At 63.9% G+C, this 17,093-nt stretch carries 12 protein-coding genes; 10 read left to right on the top strand and 2 right to left on the bottom strand.

All coding sequences use genetic code 11. The features are described from left to right. The 4 genes from ACXYMN_RS13700 to ACXYMN_RS13685 all read left to right on the top strand — a co-directional run. Positions 1–2,206, top strand: a 2,206-nt coding sequence (locus tag ACXYMN_RS13700; protein ID WP_459014276.1) for an Ig-like domain-containing protein, incomplete at its 5' end; no start/stop codon positions are given. Between the two features lie 61 nt (positions 2,207–2,267). After that, positions 2,268–3,605, top strand: a complete 1,338-nt coding sequence (locus tag ACXYMN_RS13695) for a TolC family protein (protein WP_459014275.1) — start codon at positions 2,268–2,270, stop codon at positions 3,603–3,605. After that, positions 3,602–5,812, top strand: coding sequence for an ATP-binding cassette domain-containing protein (locus tag ACXYMN_RS13690; RefSeq protein ID WP_459014274.1), 2,211 nt, complete (start codon positions 3,602–3,604; stop codon positions 5,810–5,812). Before ACXYMN_RS13695 ends, ACXYMN_RS13690 begins: the two co-directional genes overlap by 4 nt. After that, positions 5,805–6,995, top strand: a complete 1,191-nt coding sequence (locus tag ACXYMN_RS13685; protein ID WP_459014273.1) for an HlyD family efflux transporter periplasmic adaptor subunit — start codon at positions 5,805–5,807, stop codon at positions 6,993–6,995. The genes ACXYMN_RS13690 and ACXYMN_RS13685 overlap by 8 nt, the downstream gene beginning before the upstream one ends. Before the next feature lie 311 nt (positions 6,996–7,306). On the opposite strand, the gene ACXYMN_RS13680 is transcribed toward ACXYMN_RS13685, so the two are convergent. Continuing rightward, positions 7,307–8,365 carry an ABC transporter ATP-binding protein gene (locus ACXYMN_RS13680; RefSeq protein WP_459014272.1) on the bottom strand — a complete coding sequence of 353 codons (1,059 nt, stop codon included), beginning with the start codon at positions 8,363–8,365 and terminating at the stop codon, positions 7,307–7,309. A 25-nt stretch (positions 8,366–8,390) separates the two neighbouring features. Beyond that, positions 8,391–9,170, bottom strand: coding sequence for an IclR family transcriptional regulator (locus ACXYMN_RS13675; RefSeq protein WP_459014271.1), 780 nt, complete (start codon positions 9,168–9,170; stop codon positions 8,391–8,393). 129 nt (positions 9,171–9,299) lie between these two features. On the opposite strand from ACXYMN_RS13675, the gene ACXYMN_RS13670 reads away from it, so the two are divergent. The 6 genes from ACXYMN_RS13670 to ACXYMN_RS13645 all read left to right on the top strand — a co-directional run bounded on the left by ACXYMN_RS13670 (position 9,300) and on the right by ACXYMN_RS13645 (position 17,089). Beyond that, positions 9,300–10,559 (top strand): ABC transporter substrate-binding protein, encoded by a 1,260-nt coding sequence (locus tag ACXYMN_RS13670; protein ID WP_459014270.1) that lies wholly within the window; start codon positions 9,300–9,302, stop codon positions 10,557–10,559. Positions 10,560–10,752: 193 nt separating this feature from the next. Further along, positions 10,753–11,682, top strand: a complete 930-nt coding sequence (locus tag ACXYMN_RS13665) for a carbohydrate ABC transporter permease (RefSeq protein WP_459014269.1) — start codon at positions 10,753–10,755, stop codon at positions 11,680–11,682. Position 11,683: 1 nt separating this feature from the next. Further along, a complete protein-coding gene (locus tag ACXYMN_RS13660) occupies positions 11,684–12,532 on the top strand; it encodes a carbohydrate ABC transporter permease (protein WP_459014268.1) in 849 nt (282 codons plus the stop codon). Then, positions 12,529–14,613, top strand: coding sequence for an alpha-galactosidase (locus ACXYMN_RS13655; protein ID WP_459014267.1), 2,085 nt, complete (start codon positions 12,529–12,531; stop codon positions 14,611–14,613). Before ACXYMN_RS13660 ends, ACXYMN_RS13655 begins: the two co-directional genes overlap by 4 nt. After that, on the top strand, positions 14,610–16,319 hold the full coding sequence (locus tag ACXYMN_RS13650) for an IlvD/Edd family dehydratase (RefSeq protein ID WP_459014266.1): 1,710 nt from the start codon (positions 14,610–14,612) through the stop codon (positions 16,317–16,319). Before ACXYMN_RS13655 ends, ACXYMN_RS13650 begins: the two co-directional genes overlap by 4 nt. Next, entirely contained in the window at positions 16,319–17,089 is a 771-nt protein-coding gene (locus tag ACXYMN_RS13645; RefSeq protein WP_459014265.1) for an SDR family NAD(P)-dependent oxidoreductase, read from the top strand. The genes ACXYMN_RS13650 and ACXYMN_RS13645 overlap by 1 nt, the downstream gene beginning before the upstream one ends. The last annotated feature ends 4 nt before the right edge of the window (positions 17,090–17,093 follow it).

The raw sequence follows: 17,093 nt of genomic DNA, 5'->3' as shown, positions 1-17,093 counted from the left end.
CGTGACGCAATCGGCGACCGTCGCCGCGGATGGCAGCTGGACGGTGTCCTACGCCGCCGCCGACCTGCCGCAGGGCGAGACCACGCTGGACGTCACCGCAACCGCGACCGATGCGGCGGGCAATACCGAAACGCTGAGCGATACGGTGGCCTTCGATACCCTGGTGACGAACTTCTCCGATACCTCGCAGATCGGCGGAACAGACGGTGTCATCAACGGCGCGGAGGCCGCGAACGGGGTCACCCTGACCGGCACGTCCGAGCCGGGCTCGGCTGTCGAGGTGGCCATGGGCGGCAACACCCAGACCACAACCGCCGGACCCGATGGCGCATGGAGCGTGACCTACCCCGCGTCGGCCTTGCCGCAGGGCGAGTCCACGCTGCCGGTGACGGTCACCGCGACCGATGCGGCGGGCAACGTGGCGACGTCCACGGGCACGGTCGAGGTCGATACGCTTGTCACCGACTTCGCCATCACCACAAGGCCCGGCGGGGCCGACGGTGTCATCAACGCCGAGGAAGCCACCCAGGGTCTGGCCCTGACCGGGACAACCGAACCGGGTTCGACCGTTCTGGTCAGCTTTGCCGGGGCCACCGTGCCTGCGGTGGTCGCCCCGGACGGCGCCTGGACGGCAACCTTCCCGGCCTCTGCCATCCCGCAGGGCGAGGGCACCTACGAGATCTCGGCGACCGCGACAGACGCGGCCGGCAACACCGAAACCCTGACCCAACCGGTCGTGGTCGACACCGTTGCAGGACGGCTGACGATCAGCGCCGCACCGGTCGAGGGCGACGACGTGGTCAACGCCGCCGAGGCGTCCGACGGCGTCACACTGACCGGCACCTCCGACCCCAACCAGATGGTCACCGTGACCCTGGGCGGCGCCAGCCACAATGTGATGACCAATTCCAACGGGATCTGGAACGCGACCTTCGCCCCCGGTGAAATCCCGGCGGGCACCTACGAGGCCGACATCACCGCGACGATCACCGACGCGGCGGGCAACTCGCTGGTGCGCACCGACTCGGTGATGATCGACACCGAGGTCGACAACTTCGGCATCTCCACCCAGCCGATCGCGGGCGACGGCATCGTCAACGGCATGGAAGCCGCGAATGGCTTTGCGCTGACCGGCACAACGGAACCCGGCAGCAGCGTGACCGTGGTCGTCGAGGGCGTGACCCGACAGGCCTCGGTCGACCCGGACGGCAACTGGACGGTGGCCTTTGGGTCGAACGAACTGCCCGCCGGAACCTACAACGCCAGTGCCACGGTCTCGACCGTGGATCCCGCCGGCAACCAGATCCAGTCGACCACCAGCTTCCTCGTCGATACCGAGGTCGACCGCCTCAACTTCGGCACCAATCCGATCGCGGGCGACGGGGTGGTCAATGCCGCCGAAGCGGCTGCGGGCCTGACGCTCACCGGCGAGGTCGAGCCCGGCTCGACCCTGATCGTGACGCTGAACGGTGTGTCCCATACCGCGACCGTGGATCCTGCGGGCAACTGGTCGGTGACCATCGCCGAGGCCGACCTGCCATCCGGCGAACTGGACGCGACGATCACCCTTAACGCGACCGACGTGGCGGGCAACACCCGTACCGAATCCCAGGTGGTGCGGTTCGACACCGTGGCCTCGGATTCGCCGGAAGTGACCGACTACACCCGCAACCACACCGGTCTCACGGGCGTCTCGCTCGAGGCCACGGAGGACGCGGTCTATATCGGCCATCTCGACGGGCAGGGCGGGGTCGAAGACGTCACCTACTCGGCGTTCGATGTGCCGAACCGGGGCGAGACCACGTATTTCTTCGACGAGACGGTGCCCGACGGGTCGCACCTGGTGGTCACCGGTACGGATGCCGCGGGCAACACCGCCGGTACCTTCCACGTGGTCGACGACCCGAAGACCAACCAGGTCGGAATGACGGACAACCTCGCCCAGACCCTGTCGGTCTTCGAGATCGAAACCATCGATCTGCAATTTGCCGAGGACAGCCAACTGACCCTGACCGAGGCGCAGATCACCACGCTCTCGGCGGCTTCAGACACCGTCACCATCACCGGCGGCATCGACGATACGGTCACGATTACCGGCGCGCAGGCGGTGGGCCAGACGACGCAGGACGGGCAGGTCTTCAACGTCTTTGTCCTGGGCGACGCGACCGTGCAGATCGAGGACGACATCACCAACGTGGTGATCTGACCCCAAAGCTTCGGGCGGCGCGATGGTCGTGCCGCCCCGGGCCAACGAAAAGGGGCAGGGAATGAAACGGGCAGGGTTCACGACGATGGCACTAGGCGCGGGTCTTCTTGGCCTCGCGGGATGTTCAGGCACGCCGTTTCCGGACATGCCGGGCATGGACGATCTTTCGGGCATGACAGCGCGGTTTGCCACCTCGCCCGACGCGGCCGTCGCCGCGCAGGACGCGCAGGACGCACCCGATAGCTCGGATGCCACATCGGCGATCATCACCGAACTCGCCGCGCGTCGGTCGGTGCTGGTGCCGGGTTCGCCCTATGCGCAGGTGGCGCACAGCGTCATGGCGTCGGGCGCGCGGGTCGAGGCGGCAGAGCTGGAGGTGGCGCAGCTGCGCGCCAAGGCGGCCAGCCGCAACTGGCTGCCCACGATCGGGCCGACGGTGTCGCTGACGTCGCTGGGCGACACGGTGGCGGACATCGTGCTCAATCAGGTGCTGTTCGACAATGGCCGCAATCGCGCCGAGCGGGACCTGGCCCGCGCCGAGGTCGAACTGGCCGCGGTGCGCCTGTCCGACAGCACCAACGCCCGCGTCGCCGAGGCGCTGGCCCTGCATATCCGCACCATCGAGGGGCGCGAGACAGCCGCTCATTTCGGCGATGCCCACAAGGACATGGCCCGCTTTGAATGGATCATGAACGAACGCGTCAAGGGCGGCGTCTCGAACCGCTCGGACCTGGTCGTGCTGCGCCAGAAACTCGCCGATATCGCCGCTGACCGCGACCGCGCCGCAGAGGACGCAAGCCGTGCCGCTGCGGAACTTGCCCAGATGGCGGGCGGCGAGGTTGCCGCGACCGGCATCGGCACCCTGTCGGGCAGCATCGCAGAGGCCACGCCAATCGCCGTGTTGATGGCCAGGGCCGACCGCGACCGCGTCGTTGCCGAAGCCGCCATCGCCAAATCGGGATTTCTGCCGGGGCTCGGGCTCGAGGCCAGTGCGCGCACTGGGCAGGGCGGGCTGACCGCCGCCATTCCCAACGGTCTGGGCCTGGGCACGGGGGCCGCCATGAAGGCCGCGGACGCCACCAGGATCACCGCCGAGGAACGCATCCTCGCGGCCCGGGAAGACGTCGCCCGCGAAGAGGCCGGTCTGTTGCGCGAGATCGCGGCGCTCGAGCGACAAGTGGCGGAAGCGCGGGGGCTGGCCCGGCAGGCCAAGTCCAACCTCGATATCTTCCAGCGCCAATATGAAGGCGGTCAACGCCGCGTCATGGAAGTGGTCGGTGTCTACGAAACCTTCGCCGACGCCACCGCCCGCGCGCTGCGGCTGAAATACGACCACGCCCGCGCCGAGGTGGCCCTGGCCCGCCTGCGCGGCGTTCTGGCCGACGGAACCCGGATATGAGCGCGGCACCGGTCATCGCCTTTGCCGGTCGCGCCCGCGACGCCATCATGGCCGCCGTGCCCGAAGCGGCGGCGAACCTGCCGGTCCGGGTGGGCAACGCGTCGCCCAAGGCCAGCGCCCGCGCCGACCTGATCCGGCTCTATGCCCGCCAACGCGGCGTCGAGGCCGCGCGCGCCGATATCCTTGATGCGCTGATGCGCAGCGCAGGCCAGTCCGACCGGTTCGATGCCGACACGATGAAGTCAGGGCTGGAGGCCGCGGGCCTTCTGACCGAGACGCGCACGGGCCGCATCGACCCCGACGTCGTGCCAGCCATCGCGCTGATGACATCGGGGCAGGCGGTCATGGTTCTGGCGCTGTCGGACCAGGCGGTCACGCTCTACGAGGCCACCGCCCCGGATCGCCGCATCGACGTGCCGGTCGCGGACTTCGTGCCCTATTACGCGGGCCAATACCTGATCGGCGAGGCCCCGGTGGCAACCCTGTCGGGGCTGCACGCCACATCCGCGCGCCCGGGCCATTGGTTCTGGGGTGAGTTTGCCCGGTTCAAGCGCCCCTTCGCCGAGGTGGCGCTTGGTTCTCTGGTGGCGAACATGCTGGCGGTCGCGGTCGCGCTTTTTTCGCTTCAGGTCTATGACCGGGTGATCCCGCATCAATCCGTGGCCACGCTCTGGGTGCTGGCAGCGGGGGCCGGACTGGCGCTGATGCTGGAGGGGGCGCTGAAATCCGCCCGCGCGCAGCTTCTCGACGGGGCCGGACGGCAGATCGAGCTGGGCGTGCAGCAGACCCTGATGCAGCGGCTTCTTGGCATGCGGTCGGAAGTGGCGGTGCAGAGCCCGGCGCAGATGTTCTCGGCGATGCGCGAGTTCGGCTCGGTGCGCGAGTTCTTCACCGCATCGACCGTGGGCGCGCTGGCCGATATTCCGTTCCTGTTCCTGTTTCTGTTTCTCGTCGCCTCGATCGCGGGCAACGTTGTCTGGGTGCTGGTCGCGGGTGCGATCCTGATGGTGCTGCCGGGCGTGTTTCTGCAACGCCGGATGATGCGCCTGACCGAAGAAATGCAGGGCGCGGGCGTCAAGCAATCGCGGATGCTGCAGGAAGTGGTCAGCGAACTGGACACCATCAAGGGCGCCCGCGCCGAGCCCCGCTTTGCCCGCCTCTGGGAAGAGCTGGTGGCGGTGCAATCGCTGAAATCCTCGGAACAGCGGCGACTCTCGGCCAACCTGACCTTCTGGGCACAGGCGGTGCAGCAGGCGACCTATGTGCTGGCGGTGATCGCGGGCACCTATCTGGTCTTCGCGGGCGAGTTCACCGTCGGGGCGATCATCGCCACCGGCATCCTGACCTCGCGCACGCTGGCCCCCTTGACCCAGCTTTCGGGCATTCTGGCGCGCTGGTCCAACGTCAAGACCGCGCTCGGCATGCTCGACACTGTGGCCGACGCCCCGCAGGACCGCAGCGTTGGCCGCAAGTACCTGCGCCGCGAGGCATTGCAGGGCCGGTACGACCTGAAAGGCGTCGCCTACCGCTACGGCGAAGCCGCCCCCGCCCTGGACATCGCCGCGCTGACCCTGAACCCCGGGCAGACCGTGGCCGTGCTGGGTGCGAACGGATCGGGCAAGTCCACCTTCCTGCGCCTTCTGTCGAGCCTTTACGCGCCGCAGGAAGGCCGCATCATGCTGGACGGCGTCGAGATGGCGCAGATCGACCCCACCGACCTCAGGCGCGGCATCGGCTATCTCGGGCAGGACGTGCGCCTGTTCCAGGGCAGCCTGCGCGACAACCTGAACCTGACGCGGCTCGAGGCGGACGACGACCGGCTTTACCAGGCGCTCGATTTCGCCGGGCTGGGGCAATTCGTGAAGGCCCACCCCGAGGGGCTGGATCTGCGCATCGGCGACGGTGGCTCTGGCCTGTCGGTCGGGCAGCGGCAGTCGGTCGGCTGGGCGCGGCTGTGGTTGCAGGATCCCGATATCTGCCTGCTGGACGAACCGACGGCGGCGCTGGACCAGACGCTTGAATCGACGCTGATCTCGCGGCTGTCGGGCTGGCTCGAGGGGCGGACCGCCGTTATCGCCACCCACCGCGTGCCGATCCTGCAACTGGCCCCGCGGGTGATGATCCTGGCGCATGGGCGCGTCGCCGTCGACGGCCCGCGCGACGATGTGCTGGCGCATCTGACCCGCGCCGCGAAAGGGGATGGCTGACATGGCGATGACCAGCAGCGAAATCGGCCGCCAGTTGCAGACCCGCCAGCGCGGCCCGTCGATGATCATCTGGCTCTGCGCCACGACGGTCTGGGCGTTCATCCTCTGGGCGTCCTTCGCCTGGATCGACGAGATCGTGCGCGCCGACGGCGAGCTTGTATCCTCCTCACGTCCGCAGATCATCCAGAACCTCGAAGGCGGCATCCTTGCGGAACTGCTGGTGAAAGAGGGCGATCCGGTAAAGCGCGGCGACACGCTGGCGCGGCTGCATGGCACCGAATACCGCGCGTCGGTGGCGGATCTGGCCGATCAGACCACCGCGCTCGAGATCAAGCGCCTGCGCCTCGAGGCCGAGCTGTCCGGCGCGACCGAACTGGACCTGCCCGACCGCCTGGTGGCGGCAAATCCGGCGATGGCCACTTCCGAACGGCAGCTTCTGGCGGCACGCCAGGCGGATTATTCCAGCCGCAGGTCCGGGGCCAAGCGGGTGCTCGATCAGGCATCGGCGGAAAAGAAGCTGATGGAGGATCTCTATGCCAAGGACGTGGTGTCCCTGATCGAGGTGACGCGCGCCCGCAAGGCCCATGCCGATGCCCAGATCCAGCACGACGAGATCGTCACCCAGACCGCCCTGACCCGCGCCGAGGAACACTCGAAAACCCTGCGCGAACTGGCGACCCTGCGGCAGGGCATGAACGCCGCGCGCGACCAGCTGGACCGTACCGTGCTGCTCAGCCCGATGGACGGGGTGGTCAACAAGCTGTCGGTCACCACCATCGGCGGTGTGGTACGCCCGGGCGAGGAAATCCTGCAGATCATCCCGCGCGAAGGCGCGCTGTTCGTCGAGGCCCGCGTGGCCCCGGAAAACATCGCCAACATTCGCCCCGGCCAAACCGCGACGATCAAGCTGTCGGCCTACGACTACACGATCTGGGGGTCGCTTCAGGGCACGGTCGACGTGGTGTCAGCCGATACCTTCAAGGACGAACGCAAACCCGACGGCGACGCGCATTACAAGGTGACGGTGCGCATGGACCCAGCCGCGATGACCGAACGGCAGGCCAGAATCGCGCTGCGACCGGGCATGCAGGCGCAGGTCGAGTTGATGACCGGCGAAAAGACCGTGCTGCAATACCTGCTGAAACCGCTTTACAAGGCCAAAGAGGCGATGCGCGAGCCCTGAGGCCCGGGACCCGGCGACGTCGGTCGCGCGTCCTTTGCCACCGTCGGAAAGCAGCGCGGTGACATGTCTGGCCTTTTCGGGTTGATCGGCGCGCCGATGGTGAGGCTGAGGCCCCTCTTTCCCAACTTCCACGGCACACCCCGCGGTGATGAGCGGCAAGGTCCGAGTGGCAATGTCGTCACCAAACGCCACAGGTTGAGGTGGCGGGATACACAAGGCGGCCACGGCGCCCCCAAGACGCTTGACAAGCGTTGGACGCGCCGGAGCGACACGGGAATCTTCGCCCGGACGATCGACGGACTTTGGGTATCTTATCGAATGCGCGCTTCGGTCTTGCGATCGAACAGCATCGCGCGTTCGACCGGGAACTTGATGCCGACGCGAATGCCTTCCTCCGACCTCTCGTCGCCATGCTCTTCGACAATGATCTTTTCGCCGGTCGTCGAGACCAGATAGGCGTAGGACGTGCCGCCAAGCGCTTCGGTCAGGTCGACATCGTGGGTGTCGCCGGCGGGGTCGACCTCGATATGTTCGGGGCGAATGCCAAGCGTCACTTCCGTACCCTCTGCCGGAAGCGCAACCGGCACGGCGAAGCTGTCTTTCAGACCCGGGACATGAACGCGACCGTCCTTGATCACCCCGTCGAGGAAATTCATCGCGGGCGAACCGATGAAGCCTGCCACGAATTTGTTGTCCGGGTTGCGGTACAGGTCCAGCGGCGCGCCAACCTGTTCGATATGGCCTTTGCGCAGCACGACGATCTTGTCGGCCAGCGTCATGGCTTCGACCTGATCGTGGGTCACATAGATCATGGTGGCGCCGATTTCCTTGTGCAGCCGGGCAATTTCAACCCGCATTTCGACCCGCAGTTCGGCGTCAAGGTTCGACAACGGTTCGTCGAACAGGAACACCTCGGGGCCGCGAACAATGGCGCGGCCGATGGACACCCGCTGGCGCTGGCCACCCGACAGGGCGGCGGGCTTGCGCTTGAGGTATTCCTCGAGTTTCAGGATGCGGGTTGCCTCGGCAACCTTGGCCTCGATTTCAGCCTTGGGATGGCCGTTCATCTTCAGGCCAAAGCCCATGTTTTCCTTGACCGTCATGTGCGGGTAGAGCGCGTAGGTCTGGAAGACCATGGCAACGCCACGTTCTGCGGGGTCCATTCGGGTCACGTCTCGGGTACCGATCGTCATGGACCCTTCGGTTGTTTCCTCAAGACCGGCAACCATGCGCAACAAGGTGGATTTGCCGCAGCCCGATGGACCGACGAAAACACAGAATTCACCGTCCTCGATTTTCAGATCCACGCCGTGGATGACCTGAATATCACCATACCGTTTTACGACGTTCTGAAGCGTTACACCGGACATGCGTGGTTTCCTTTGCTTAAGGGGATTAGGACGGAAATTGCCAGGACGTGGCCTCGGCTCCGATTTTCGCGGTGGTTTTCAACAGCGGCTCGCGAAACGCATCGAGCGATTCCAGGCTGTGATGGGTGATGGATGTCGCGATGGATACCGCCCCGAGCACGCTGCCACTGTCCGACAGGATTGGCGCGGCGATGGAAATCATGCCCTGCTCGTGTTCTTCGCGGTCATACGCAATGCCCGCATCCCTGATCTGTTGCAGTTCCAAGACCAGTGTATCGGGCGATGCGTGGGTCGACGGGGTGTATTTGAAATAGGCCTGCTGCAGCAGCGCAAGTTCCAGCCGCTTGGGTCCAATGAACGCCAACATCGCCTTGCCGACACCCGTGCAATAGGCCGGCACCACCTTACCCGCCTTGGCGAGCGTCTCGGCGCGTCCGAAGGCCCTGATCTTGTCGATGAACAGGACCTGCCCATTGTCGATCTGGGCGAGGTGAACGGTCTCGCCGACCTCTGCCGACAGCGATTCGATGAAGGGTCTGGCGATCGGCGCCAGTGACGCGTTCTTCCAGGCGGAATGCGCCAGTCGAATCAGCCGGACTCCCAAGCTGTATGTCTGGTCATCCGGGCAGAAAGTCAGCATCTGTTCGTCCACCAGAGTTTTCATCAAACGATACAGCGTACCCTTGGGAAACTCCGATGATTCAAGAACTTCCGGGAACCGAACCGGCCTGCCGAACGACGCGACGAGTTCAAGCACGACCAGCGCTTTCTTGACCGTTCCGCTTCCCGCAGGCGCTGCAGTCATGATGACCTGACTCCCCCTGTGCCCGGTTCGTTCGGGCAATGTTATTGTTGACAAGACTAGGCCAATCATGGTCATGTTGCAATATGCAAACTTGCATTTCGCTATTTGAAACGTGTCAGGGAGGACACCATGCAGTCAAAATTCAAGGTATCGCTTGCGACGATATCCGCCGCCGCGCTGTTGGCCGGGGGCGCATCCGCGCAATCGCTGACAGGCGACCTGAACATCTTTCTGGACACGTCAAACCCGGCGCCGCGCGCCACGATGGAAGCGACGATCGCCGACTTCCAGGAATTGCACCCGGATCTGAACATCGAGACGACGATCATCGATCGCGACGCCTACAAGACCCAGATCCGCAACTTCCTGACGGCAAATTCGCCCGACGTTGCCACATGGTATGCCGCCAACCGGATGAAACCCTATGTCGAGGCGGGCCTGTTCGAGGACGTCAGCGACCTGTGGGCGGAACCCGAGATTGCCGAGAATCTGGCCAGCACAAAGGGTGCGATGACCATCGACGGCAAGCAATGGGGCGTTCCCTACACCTATTACCAATGGGGCATCTACTATCGCAAAGACATCTTTGACGAGTTGGGGCTGAGCGAGCCTGCGACCTGGGAAGAAGAAAAAGCCAATTGCGCCAAGATCGTTGAGTCCGGCCGGGCCTGCTATGCCATCGGCACCAAGTTTCTTTGGACGGCCGGCGGCTGGTTCGACTACCTGAACCTGCGCACCAACGGCTTCGATTTCCACATGCAGCTCGCCGCTGGCGAAGTCAGCTGGGAAGACGAGCGCGTGCGTCAGACGTTCGCCAATTGGCGCGAACTGATCGACATGGGGGCTTTCCTGGAAAACCACCAGTCCTACAGCTGGCAGGAAGCATTGCCGTTCATGGTCCAGGGGGATGCAACGGCCTATCTGATCGGCAACTTTGCCGTCGCACCGCTGCGCGAGGCGGGCCTGACCGACGACCAGTTGGACTTCTACCAGTTTCCGGTGATCAATCCCGATGTCCCGCTGGCCGAAGACGCGCCGACCGACACGTTCCACATCCCGTCGGGTGCCCAGAACAAGGACAACGCCCGCGCCTTCCTGCGCTACATGGTCTCCACCGACGTCCAGACCGCCATCAACGCGGGTGACGCTTTGGGGCAATTGCCGGTCAACGCGAAGTCCGCGGTCGACGATGACAAGTTCCTGAACAAGGGCTTTGCCATGTTGTCGTCCAACTCTCCGGGGGGTGTCGCGCAGTTCTTCGACCGCGACTTCCCGGCTGAAATGGCCAAGGTCGGCATGGAAGGTCTGCAGGAATTCATGGTCCGTCCCGACAATCTGGATGCGATCCTGAAGCGGTTGGAAAAATCCCGCGAACGTATCTACAAATAAGCGTTTCGGGGCGGGCCCCGTGTCCGCCCCAGCCCCCGATATCCGTCCTCAGACCAGACCAGACCGGCCCGCACTGCGCGCCAAACCGGGCATGCCAGTGCAACGGCTGTAAGACGCTGTGCCCGGGCGCGGCTTCGATACGCCGGGAAACACCCTGATCAAACGACCAGTGCGAACAGAATCGAGGTTCAAGATGACATCGCCCGCTCTCCCGCAAACCGAATATGAACCGCCCCGGCGGTCATGGTACAAACGCAACGAGATCGCGATCACGCCCTGGCTCTTCCTGATACCGGCCATTCTGTTTTTCATGGTCTACGTCATCATTCCGATCTTCCAGAGTTTCAGCGTGTCGACGGTGGCCTGGGATGGCCTCGGCGAAAAGGAATTTGTCGGGCTCGGGAATTATCGAGAGCTGTGGGATGACCCCGCGTTCTGGACGTCGCTGCGCAACAACCTGATCTGGCTGTTGCTGTATCTGCTGGCGATCCCGGCGGGCCTGTTCATCGCACTGTTCCTGAACCAGACCGTCACCGGCATCCGGATCTACAAATCGCTGTTCTTCTTTCCCTTCGTGATCAGCCAGGTCGTTGTCGGGCTGGTGTTCAGCTGGTTCTACGACCCGACATTTGGTTTGCTCAATGCAATCATCGGCGTTGTCGGCCTCGGGCCGATCAACGTGCTCGGCGATCCGACCTACGTGACCTATGGCATCATCGCTGCCGGGCTCTGGCCGCAGACCGCATACTGCATGATCCTCTATCTCACCGGCCTGAACGCGGTAGACCCCGAACAGGTCGAGGCCGCGCGCCTTGACGGTGCGAAGGGCTGGAAAATGCTGTGGTACGTGATTGTACCGCAACTCAAGCCCGCGACGTTCATCGCATTCGTCGTGACCATCGTCGGCGCGTTGCGTTCCTTCGACCTCATTTCGATCATGACCAACGGCGGGCCCTTCGGCGAAAGCCGGGTGCTGAGCTTTTACATGTTCGAGGTCGCGCTTTCCGAATACGGGTTCCGCATGGGCTATGGTGCCGCCATCGCCGTCGTGCTGTTCCTGATCATGCTCTGCTTCATCGCGTACTTCCTCTACTCGATGTACAAAGAAGAGAAGGGACACTGACATGTTTCCGAAACCAATCGAAAAATCTTCCCGGCGCGTGCAGATCGGCTATCAGGCCATGCTGCCGCTGGCCCTGATCTTCTGGCTGCTGCCGTTGATTGCCGTGGCGCTGTTTTCAGTCAAACCGGCGGTGGATTTCACCACCGGCGACTACTGGAACCTGCCTTCGGCCTTTGGCGGGATCGAGAACTACGGCAAGGTGTTCTTTGCATCCGACATGCCGCGCTATCTGATGAACTCGATCCTGATCACCGTGCCCACGGCGATCGGCGCGGTGGCGCTGTCCTGCATGGCCGGGTTTGCCTTGGGCATCTACAGGTTCAAGTCGAACCTCTGGCTGTTCTTCATGTTCGTCGCGGGCAATTTCGTGCCGTTCCAGATCCTGATGGTGCCGGTGCGCGATCTGACGCTCGACCTGGGGCTTTACAACACCAAGACCGGTCTGGTGCTGTTCCACATCGCCTTTCAGACCGGGTTCTGCACGCTCTTCATGCGCAATTTCATCAAGGGCCTGCCGTTCCCGCTGATCGAAGCGGCGCGGGTCGAGGGCGTCGCCGAGTGGAAGATATTCGTCTACGTCGTCCTGCCTTTGATGAAACCGGCGATTGCGGCGCTTTCGGTGCTGATCTTCACCTTCATCTGGAACGACTATTTCTGGGCCGTGGTGCTGACCCAGGGCGCTGAATCGCAACCCGTGACAGCCGGTATCACGTCGTTCAACGCGCAATATCGCGCGGCCTATCATCTGATGAGCGCCGGTGCGATTGTCGCGGCGCTGCCGCCGGTGGCGATGTTCTTCCTGATGCAAAAGCATTTCATCGCAGGTCTGACACTCGGAGCCGTGAAATGATCCAGTGCTGGCGACTGGATGACAGCCGTCAAACTCTGGTCCTCGGGTCGAACAGGGACCACCTCGCCGAGGTAGTCTACTGGGGCCCGAGGCTTCCGGATGACGAAGACCTTGTCACCTTGTATCAGGCTCATGCCATCGATGTGACTGGCGGGATGCTGGATGCGAACCCGGAATTGTCGCTTTGCCCCGAGGCAACGCGCACCTTTCCGGGCCAGCCGGGGCTGATCCTGCGGGCCAAGGACGGCACGCCGCTGCTGCCGAAATTCTGCTTTGCCGATGCAGAGGTCGACCAGGATTGTCTGACGCTGGTCTACAGGGACGCATCCAACGGGCTGACCTATTCCGCTCGCTTTGCCATCAATCCGCGGACCCATGTGATCGAGGCGCAGGCGGCGCTTGAATCCACGGCACCGGTCCATCTGCACTGGATGAGCGCGCCGGTGTTTCCCGGACCGCAGCAATCGGATGAGATGATCGACGTCTCCGGGCGCTGGTGCGGCGAGTTCCAACTGAACCGCACGCCCTGGTCCCCCGGCATGCGCTATCGCGAGAACCGCACAGGGCGCACGGGGCACGAACATTTCCCCGGTCTGATTGTCCCTTGTCGCGGTGCGACAAATGCCAATGGCCACGCCTATGCCTTTCACTATGGCTGGTCGGGCGGGCACCGGATGGTGGCCGAAGAGCTGCCCGATGGCCGCCGCCAGATCCAGTTCGGTCAGGCCGCGCGGATGGAAGCCGACCCCCAGACCCGGTTCGAGACCGCGCCGCTTTATGCGATGTTCTCGGATGATGGCATCAACGGCTGCGCCGTGGCGTTCCAGCGCCATTTGCGCGACGAGATCGTGCTATGGCCGCAACCGGACCGGCCGCGCCCGGTGCATTACAACTGTTGGGAAGCCGTCTATTTCAATCACAACCTGCCCGCGCTCAAGGATATCGCCGACCGCGCCGCCGCCCTCGGGGCCGAGCGTTTCGTGCTGGATGACGGCTGGTTCGGCAACCGCGACGACGACACCCAGGCGCTGTCGGACTGGCAGGTCGATCCGCGCAAATACCCCGAGGGTCTGGCCCCGCTGATCAGCCATATTCACGGGTTGGGCATGACCTTCGGCATCTGGTTCGAGCCCGAGATGATCAATCCCAATTCCGACGTCTTCCGCGCCAATCCGCATTGGGCGCTGGGGGGCGAGGATCAGATCCTCGGGCGTCAGCAGATGGCCCTGAACATGGCGCTTCCGGAGGTGCGGGATTTCCTGTTCGACCGGATCAGCAAGGTTCTGAGTGACAATGAAATCGAATACATCAAGTGGGACCACAACCGGGTCTTGCCGACACCGGATGCGGCGCAGACGCGGGGGTCCTATGCGCTGATCGACCGGTTGCGGGCGGCCTTTCCGGATGTGGAAATCGAAAGCTGTGCCTCGGGTGGCGCGCGGATCGACTTCGGCATCCTGTCGCGCACCCATCGGGTCTGGCTGAGCGACAGCAACGACGCGCTGGAACGGCTGAAGATGCAGCACAACGCGGCGGTTTTCCTGCCGATGGCGGTCACCGGCAGCCACGTCGGCCCGCGCAAATGCCATACGTCCGGGCGCACCCTCGACATCCGGTTCCGCGCCTGGGTTGCGGCCCAGCGGCACATGGGGTTCGAAATGGACCCGCGCGAGCTGACCGACGACGAAACCGACGTTCTGAAAGAGGTCACGGCCTGGTGGAAGACCAACCGCGACTGGATGTACCGCGCAGATATCCTGCGCCTCGACAGCCCCGATCCGGCGGTGATCGCGGAACAGCAGCTTGCCGAAGGCGGCGGAAATTTCGTGGTTTTCGCGGGCAAGGCCGCAACGTCCAGCCAGATCGCGCCGCGCCCCTTGACACTTACCCGGCTGACGCCCGATGCCAAGTACCGGGTGGAACTGATCAATCGCGGCGATGCCGGGCCGCTTTCGCGTGGCGATCAGGCGCTGAAATCCGAACCGCTGGTGTTCAGCGGCGGCTATCTGATGAATCACGGGCTCACCTTGCCGTGGTCCTTCCCGGAATCGATGTGGGTGATCGAAGGAACGTTGATATGACCAAGGAACGACGCAATCGCGGCTGGTACGGCATGCTCGACAAGGACGGGTTCATCCGCCGGTCGTGGATGAAGAACCAGGGCTTTCCGGATCACGCCTTCGACGGACGCCCGGTGATCGGCATCTGCAACACCTGGTCGGAACTGACGCCCTGCAATTCCGGCCTGCGCGAGCTGGCCGAAGGCGTCAAGCGCGGCGTCTGGGAAGCCGGCGGCTTTCCGGTGGAGTTCCCGGTGATGAGCCTGGGCGAAACCCAGATGAAACCGACCGCGATGCTGTTTCGCAACCTGTTGGCGATGGATGTCGAGGAATCGATCCGCGCCAACGGCATGGACGGCGTCGTTCTGCTGGGTGGGTGCGACAAGACCACGCCGGGCCAGTTGATGGGCGCGGCGTCTGTCGATCTTCCGACCATTGTGGTCAGCGCTGGCCCGATGCTGAACGGCAAGTGGAAAGGCCGCGATCTGGGGTCCGGCACCGACGTGCGCAAGTTCGCCATGGACGTCAAGGCGGGCGACATGACGCTCAAGGACTTCATGGCTACGGAATCCGGCATGAGCCGCTCGAAAGGCGTCTGCATGACCATGGGCACTGCATCGACGATGTCGTCGCTGACCGAGGCAATGGGCATGTCGCTGCCGATGAACGGCTCGCTTCCGGCTGTCGATGCGCGGCGCATGGCCTTGGCGCATATGACCGGCAGGCGCATTGTGGAAATGGTGGAAGAGGACGTGAAACTGTCCGATGTCCTGACCAAGGCAAGTTTCGAGAACGCCATTCTGGCCAATGCCGCGCTGGGGGGATCGACCAACGCGGTGGTGCATCTGCTGGCGCTGGCCGGTCGGGTGGGTGTCGATCTGACGATGGAAGACTTCGAGATCGGCGGCGAAATCCCGCTTTTGGTCAATTGCATGCCGTCGGGCAAATACCTGATGGAAGATTTCTGTTACGCGGGCGGCGTACCGGTGGTGCTCAAGGAACTGGCCCACAAGTTGCGCGCGGCCAATACCGTCATGGCCAAGGATATCGCGACCTACTACCACGAGGCCGAGTGTTATAATCGCGATGTCATCTATGCCTATGACACGCCGCTCAAACCGGCCGCGGGCCTGCGGGTTCTGCGCGGCAACCTTGCGCCCGATGGGGCTATCGTCAAACCCTCGGCCGCCTCGGATCACCTGCTCGAGCACGAGGCAGAGGCCTATGTCTTCGAGACCATCGAAGAGTTGAAGGCCAATATCGACCGCGATGACCTTCCGGTGGATGAAAACACCATTCTGGTGCTGAAAAACTGTGGCCCCAAGGGATATCCCGGCATGCCCGAGGTCGGCGACATGCCGGTGCCTGCCAAGCTGGTGAAAAAGGGCGTGCGCGACATCGTCCGCGTGTCCGATGCGCGGATGTCGGGCACCGCATTCGGCACGGTGATCCTGCATGTCGCACCCGAGGCATCGGCGGGCGGGCCGCTGGCGCTGGTCAAGACCGGCGACCGCATCCGCGTCTCCGCCAGCACCGGTGTTCTGGAACTTCTGGTGTCAGAGGCCGAACTGGCGGAGCGCCGCACGAAATGGGTCGCGCCCGAACCGCATTATACCCGCGGCTATGCCAAGATGTATGTCGACCATGTTCTGCAGGCCGACCGGGGTGCGGACCTGGATTTCCTCGTCGGCAAGGACACCCGTCCCGTGACACGAGAGAGTCACTGATGACCCGGACAGCAACATTTCACGACCTCGCCGGACAAAGCGTTTTCATCACCGGAGGCGGCGCTGGCATCGGGGCGTTCCTTACCGATGGCCTGATGGCACAGGGGGCAAGGGTGGCTTTTGTCCAACGCTCGGATGCAACCGGATTTGCCGACGAGATGGAGAAGAAGCACGCCGTGCGCCCGCTATTCATGCAATGCGACATCACCGATATTCCACTTTTGAAGCAATGCATTGCGCAGGCGGGCGCGGCCCATGGGCCGGTCACGGTTCTGGTCAACAACGCCGCCAATGACAAACGCCACACCACCGAAGAGGTGGACGAGGCGTTCTGGGACTGGAGCCAAGCGATCAACCTCAAAGCGTATTTCTTTGCCTGTCAGGCGGTGATCGCCGGGATGCGGGCGGCGGGCGGCGGGTCGATCATCAACTTCACCTCGATCAGCTACATGATGGGCAATGCAGGCTATCCCGCCTATACGACCGCGAATTCCGGCATCAACGGAATGACCCGGTCGCTCGCGCGGGAATTTGGCCCGGACCGGATCCGGGTCAACGCATTGGCACCGGGTTGGGTGCTGACCGACAAGCAGAAAGAGATGTGGGTCACGCCCGAGGCGCTGGAGGCACATCTCGAACGGCAATGCCTGAAGGACACGCTCGATCCGCAGGACATGGTCGATGCCGTGCTTTTTCTGGCGTCGAAGACCAGCAAGATGATGACCGGACAGGCGCTGGTGGTCGATGGTGGCGTGGTAGCAACGGGGTAATTCA

Source organism: Roseivivax sp. CAU 1753 (genome assembly GCF_054482575.1).
The sequence above is the reverse complement of the archived record's forward strand: the minus strand, read 5'-3'. Positions and strand labels throughout refer to the sequence as shown.

What these genes read in the sequence shown, in the direction of transcription:
- ACXYMN_RS13685 (WP_459014273.1), top strand. Translation starts at nt 5,805, where the DNA reads ATGGCTGACATGGCGATGACCAGCAGCGAAATCGGCCGCCAGTTGCAG.
- ACXYMN_RS13665 (WP_459014269.1), top strand. Translation starts at nt 10,753, where the DNA reads ATGACATCGCCCGCTCTCCCGCAAACCGAATATGAACCGCCCCGGCGG.
- ACXYMN_RS13655 (WP_459014267.1), top strand. Translation starts at nt 12,529, where the DNA reads ATGATCCAGTGCTGGCGACTGGATGACAGCCGTCAAACTCTGGTCCTC.
- ACXYMN_RS13680 (WP_459014272.1), bottom strand. Translation starts at nt 8,365, where the DNA reads ATGTCCGGTGTAACGCTTCAGAACGTCGTAAAACGGTATGGTGATATT.
- ACXYMN_RS13645 (WP_459014265.1), top strand. Translation starts at nt 16,319, where the DNA reads ATGACCCGGACAGCAACATTTCACGACCTCGCCGGACAAAGCGTTTTC.
- ACXYMN_RS13690 (WP_459014274.1), top strand. Translation starts at nt 3,602, where the DNA reads ATGAGCGCGGCACCGGTCATCGCCTTTGCCGGTCGCGCCCGCGACGCC.
- ACXYMN_RS13695 (WP_459014275.1), top strand. Translation starts at nt 2,268, where the DNA reads ATGAAACGGGCAGGGTTCACGACGATGGCACTAGGCGCGGGTCTTCTT.
- ACXYMN_RS13660 (WP_459014268.1), top strand. Translation starts at nt 11,684, where the DNA reads ATGTTTCCGAAACCAATCGAAAAATCTTCCCGGCGCGTGCAGATCGGC.
- ACXYMN_RS13650 (WP_459014266.1), top strand. Translation starts at nt 14,610, where the DNA reads ATGACCAAGGAACGACGCAATCGCGGCTGGTACGGCATGCTCGACAAG.
- ACXYMN_RS13670 (WP_459014270.1), top strand. Translation starts at nt 9,300, where the DNA reads ATGCAGTCAAAATTCAAGGTATCGCTTGCGACGATATCCGCCGCCGCG.
- ACXYMN_RS13675 (WP_459014271.1), bottom strand. Translation starts at nt 9,170, where the DNA reads ATGACTGCAGCGCCTGCGGGAAGCGGAACGGTCAAGAAAGCGCTGGTC.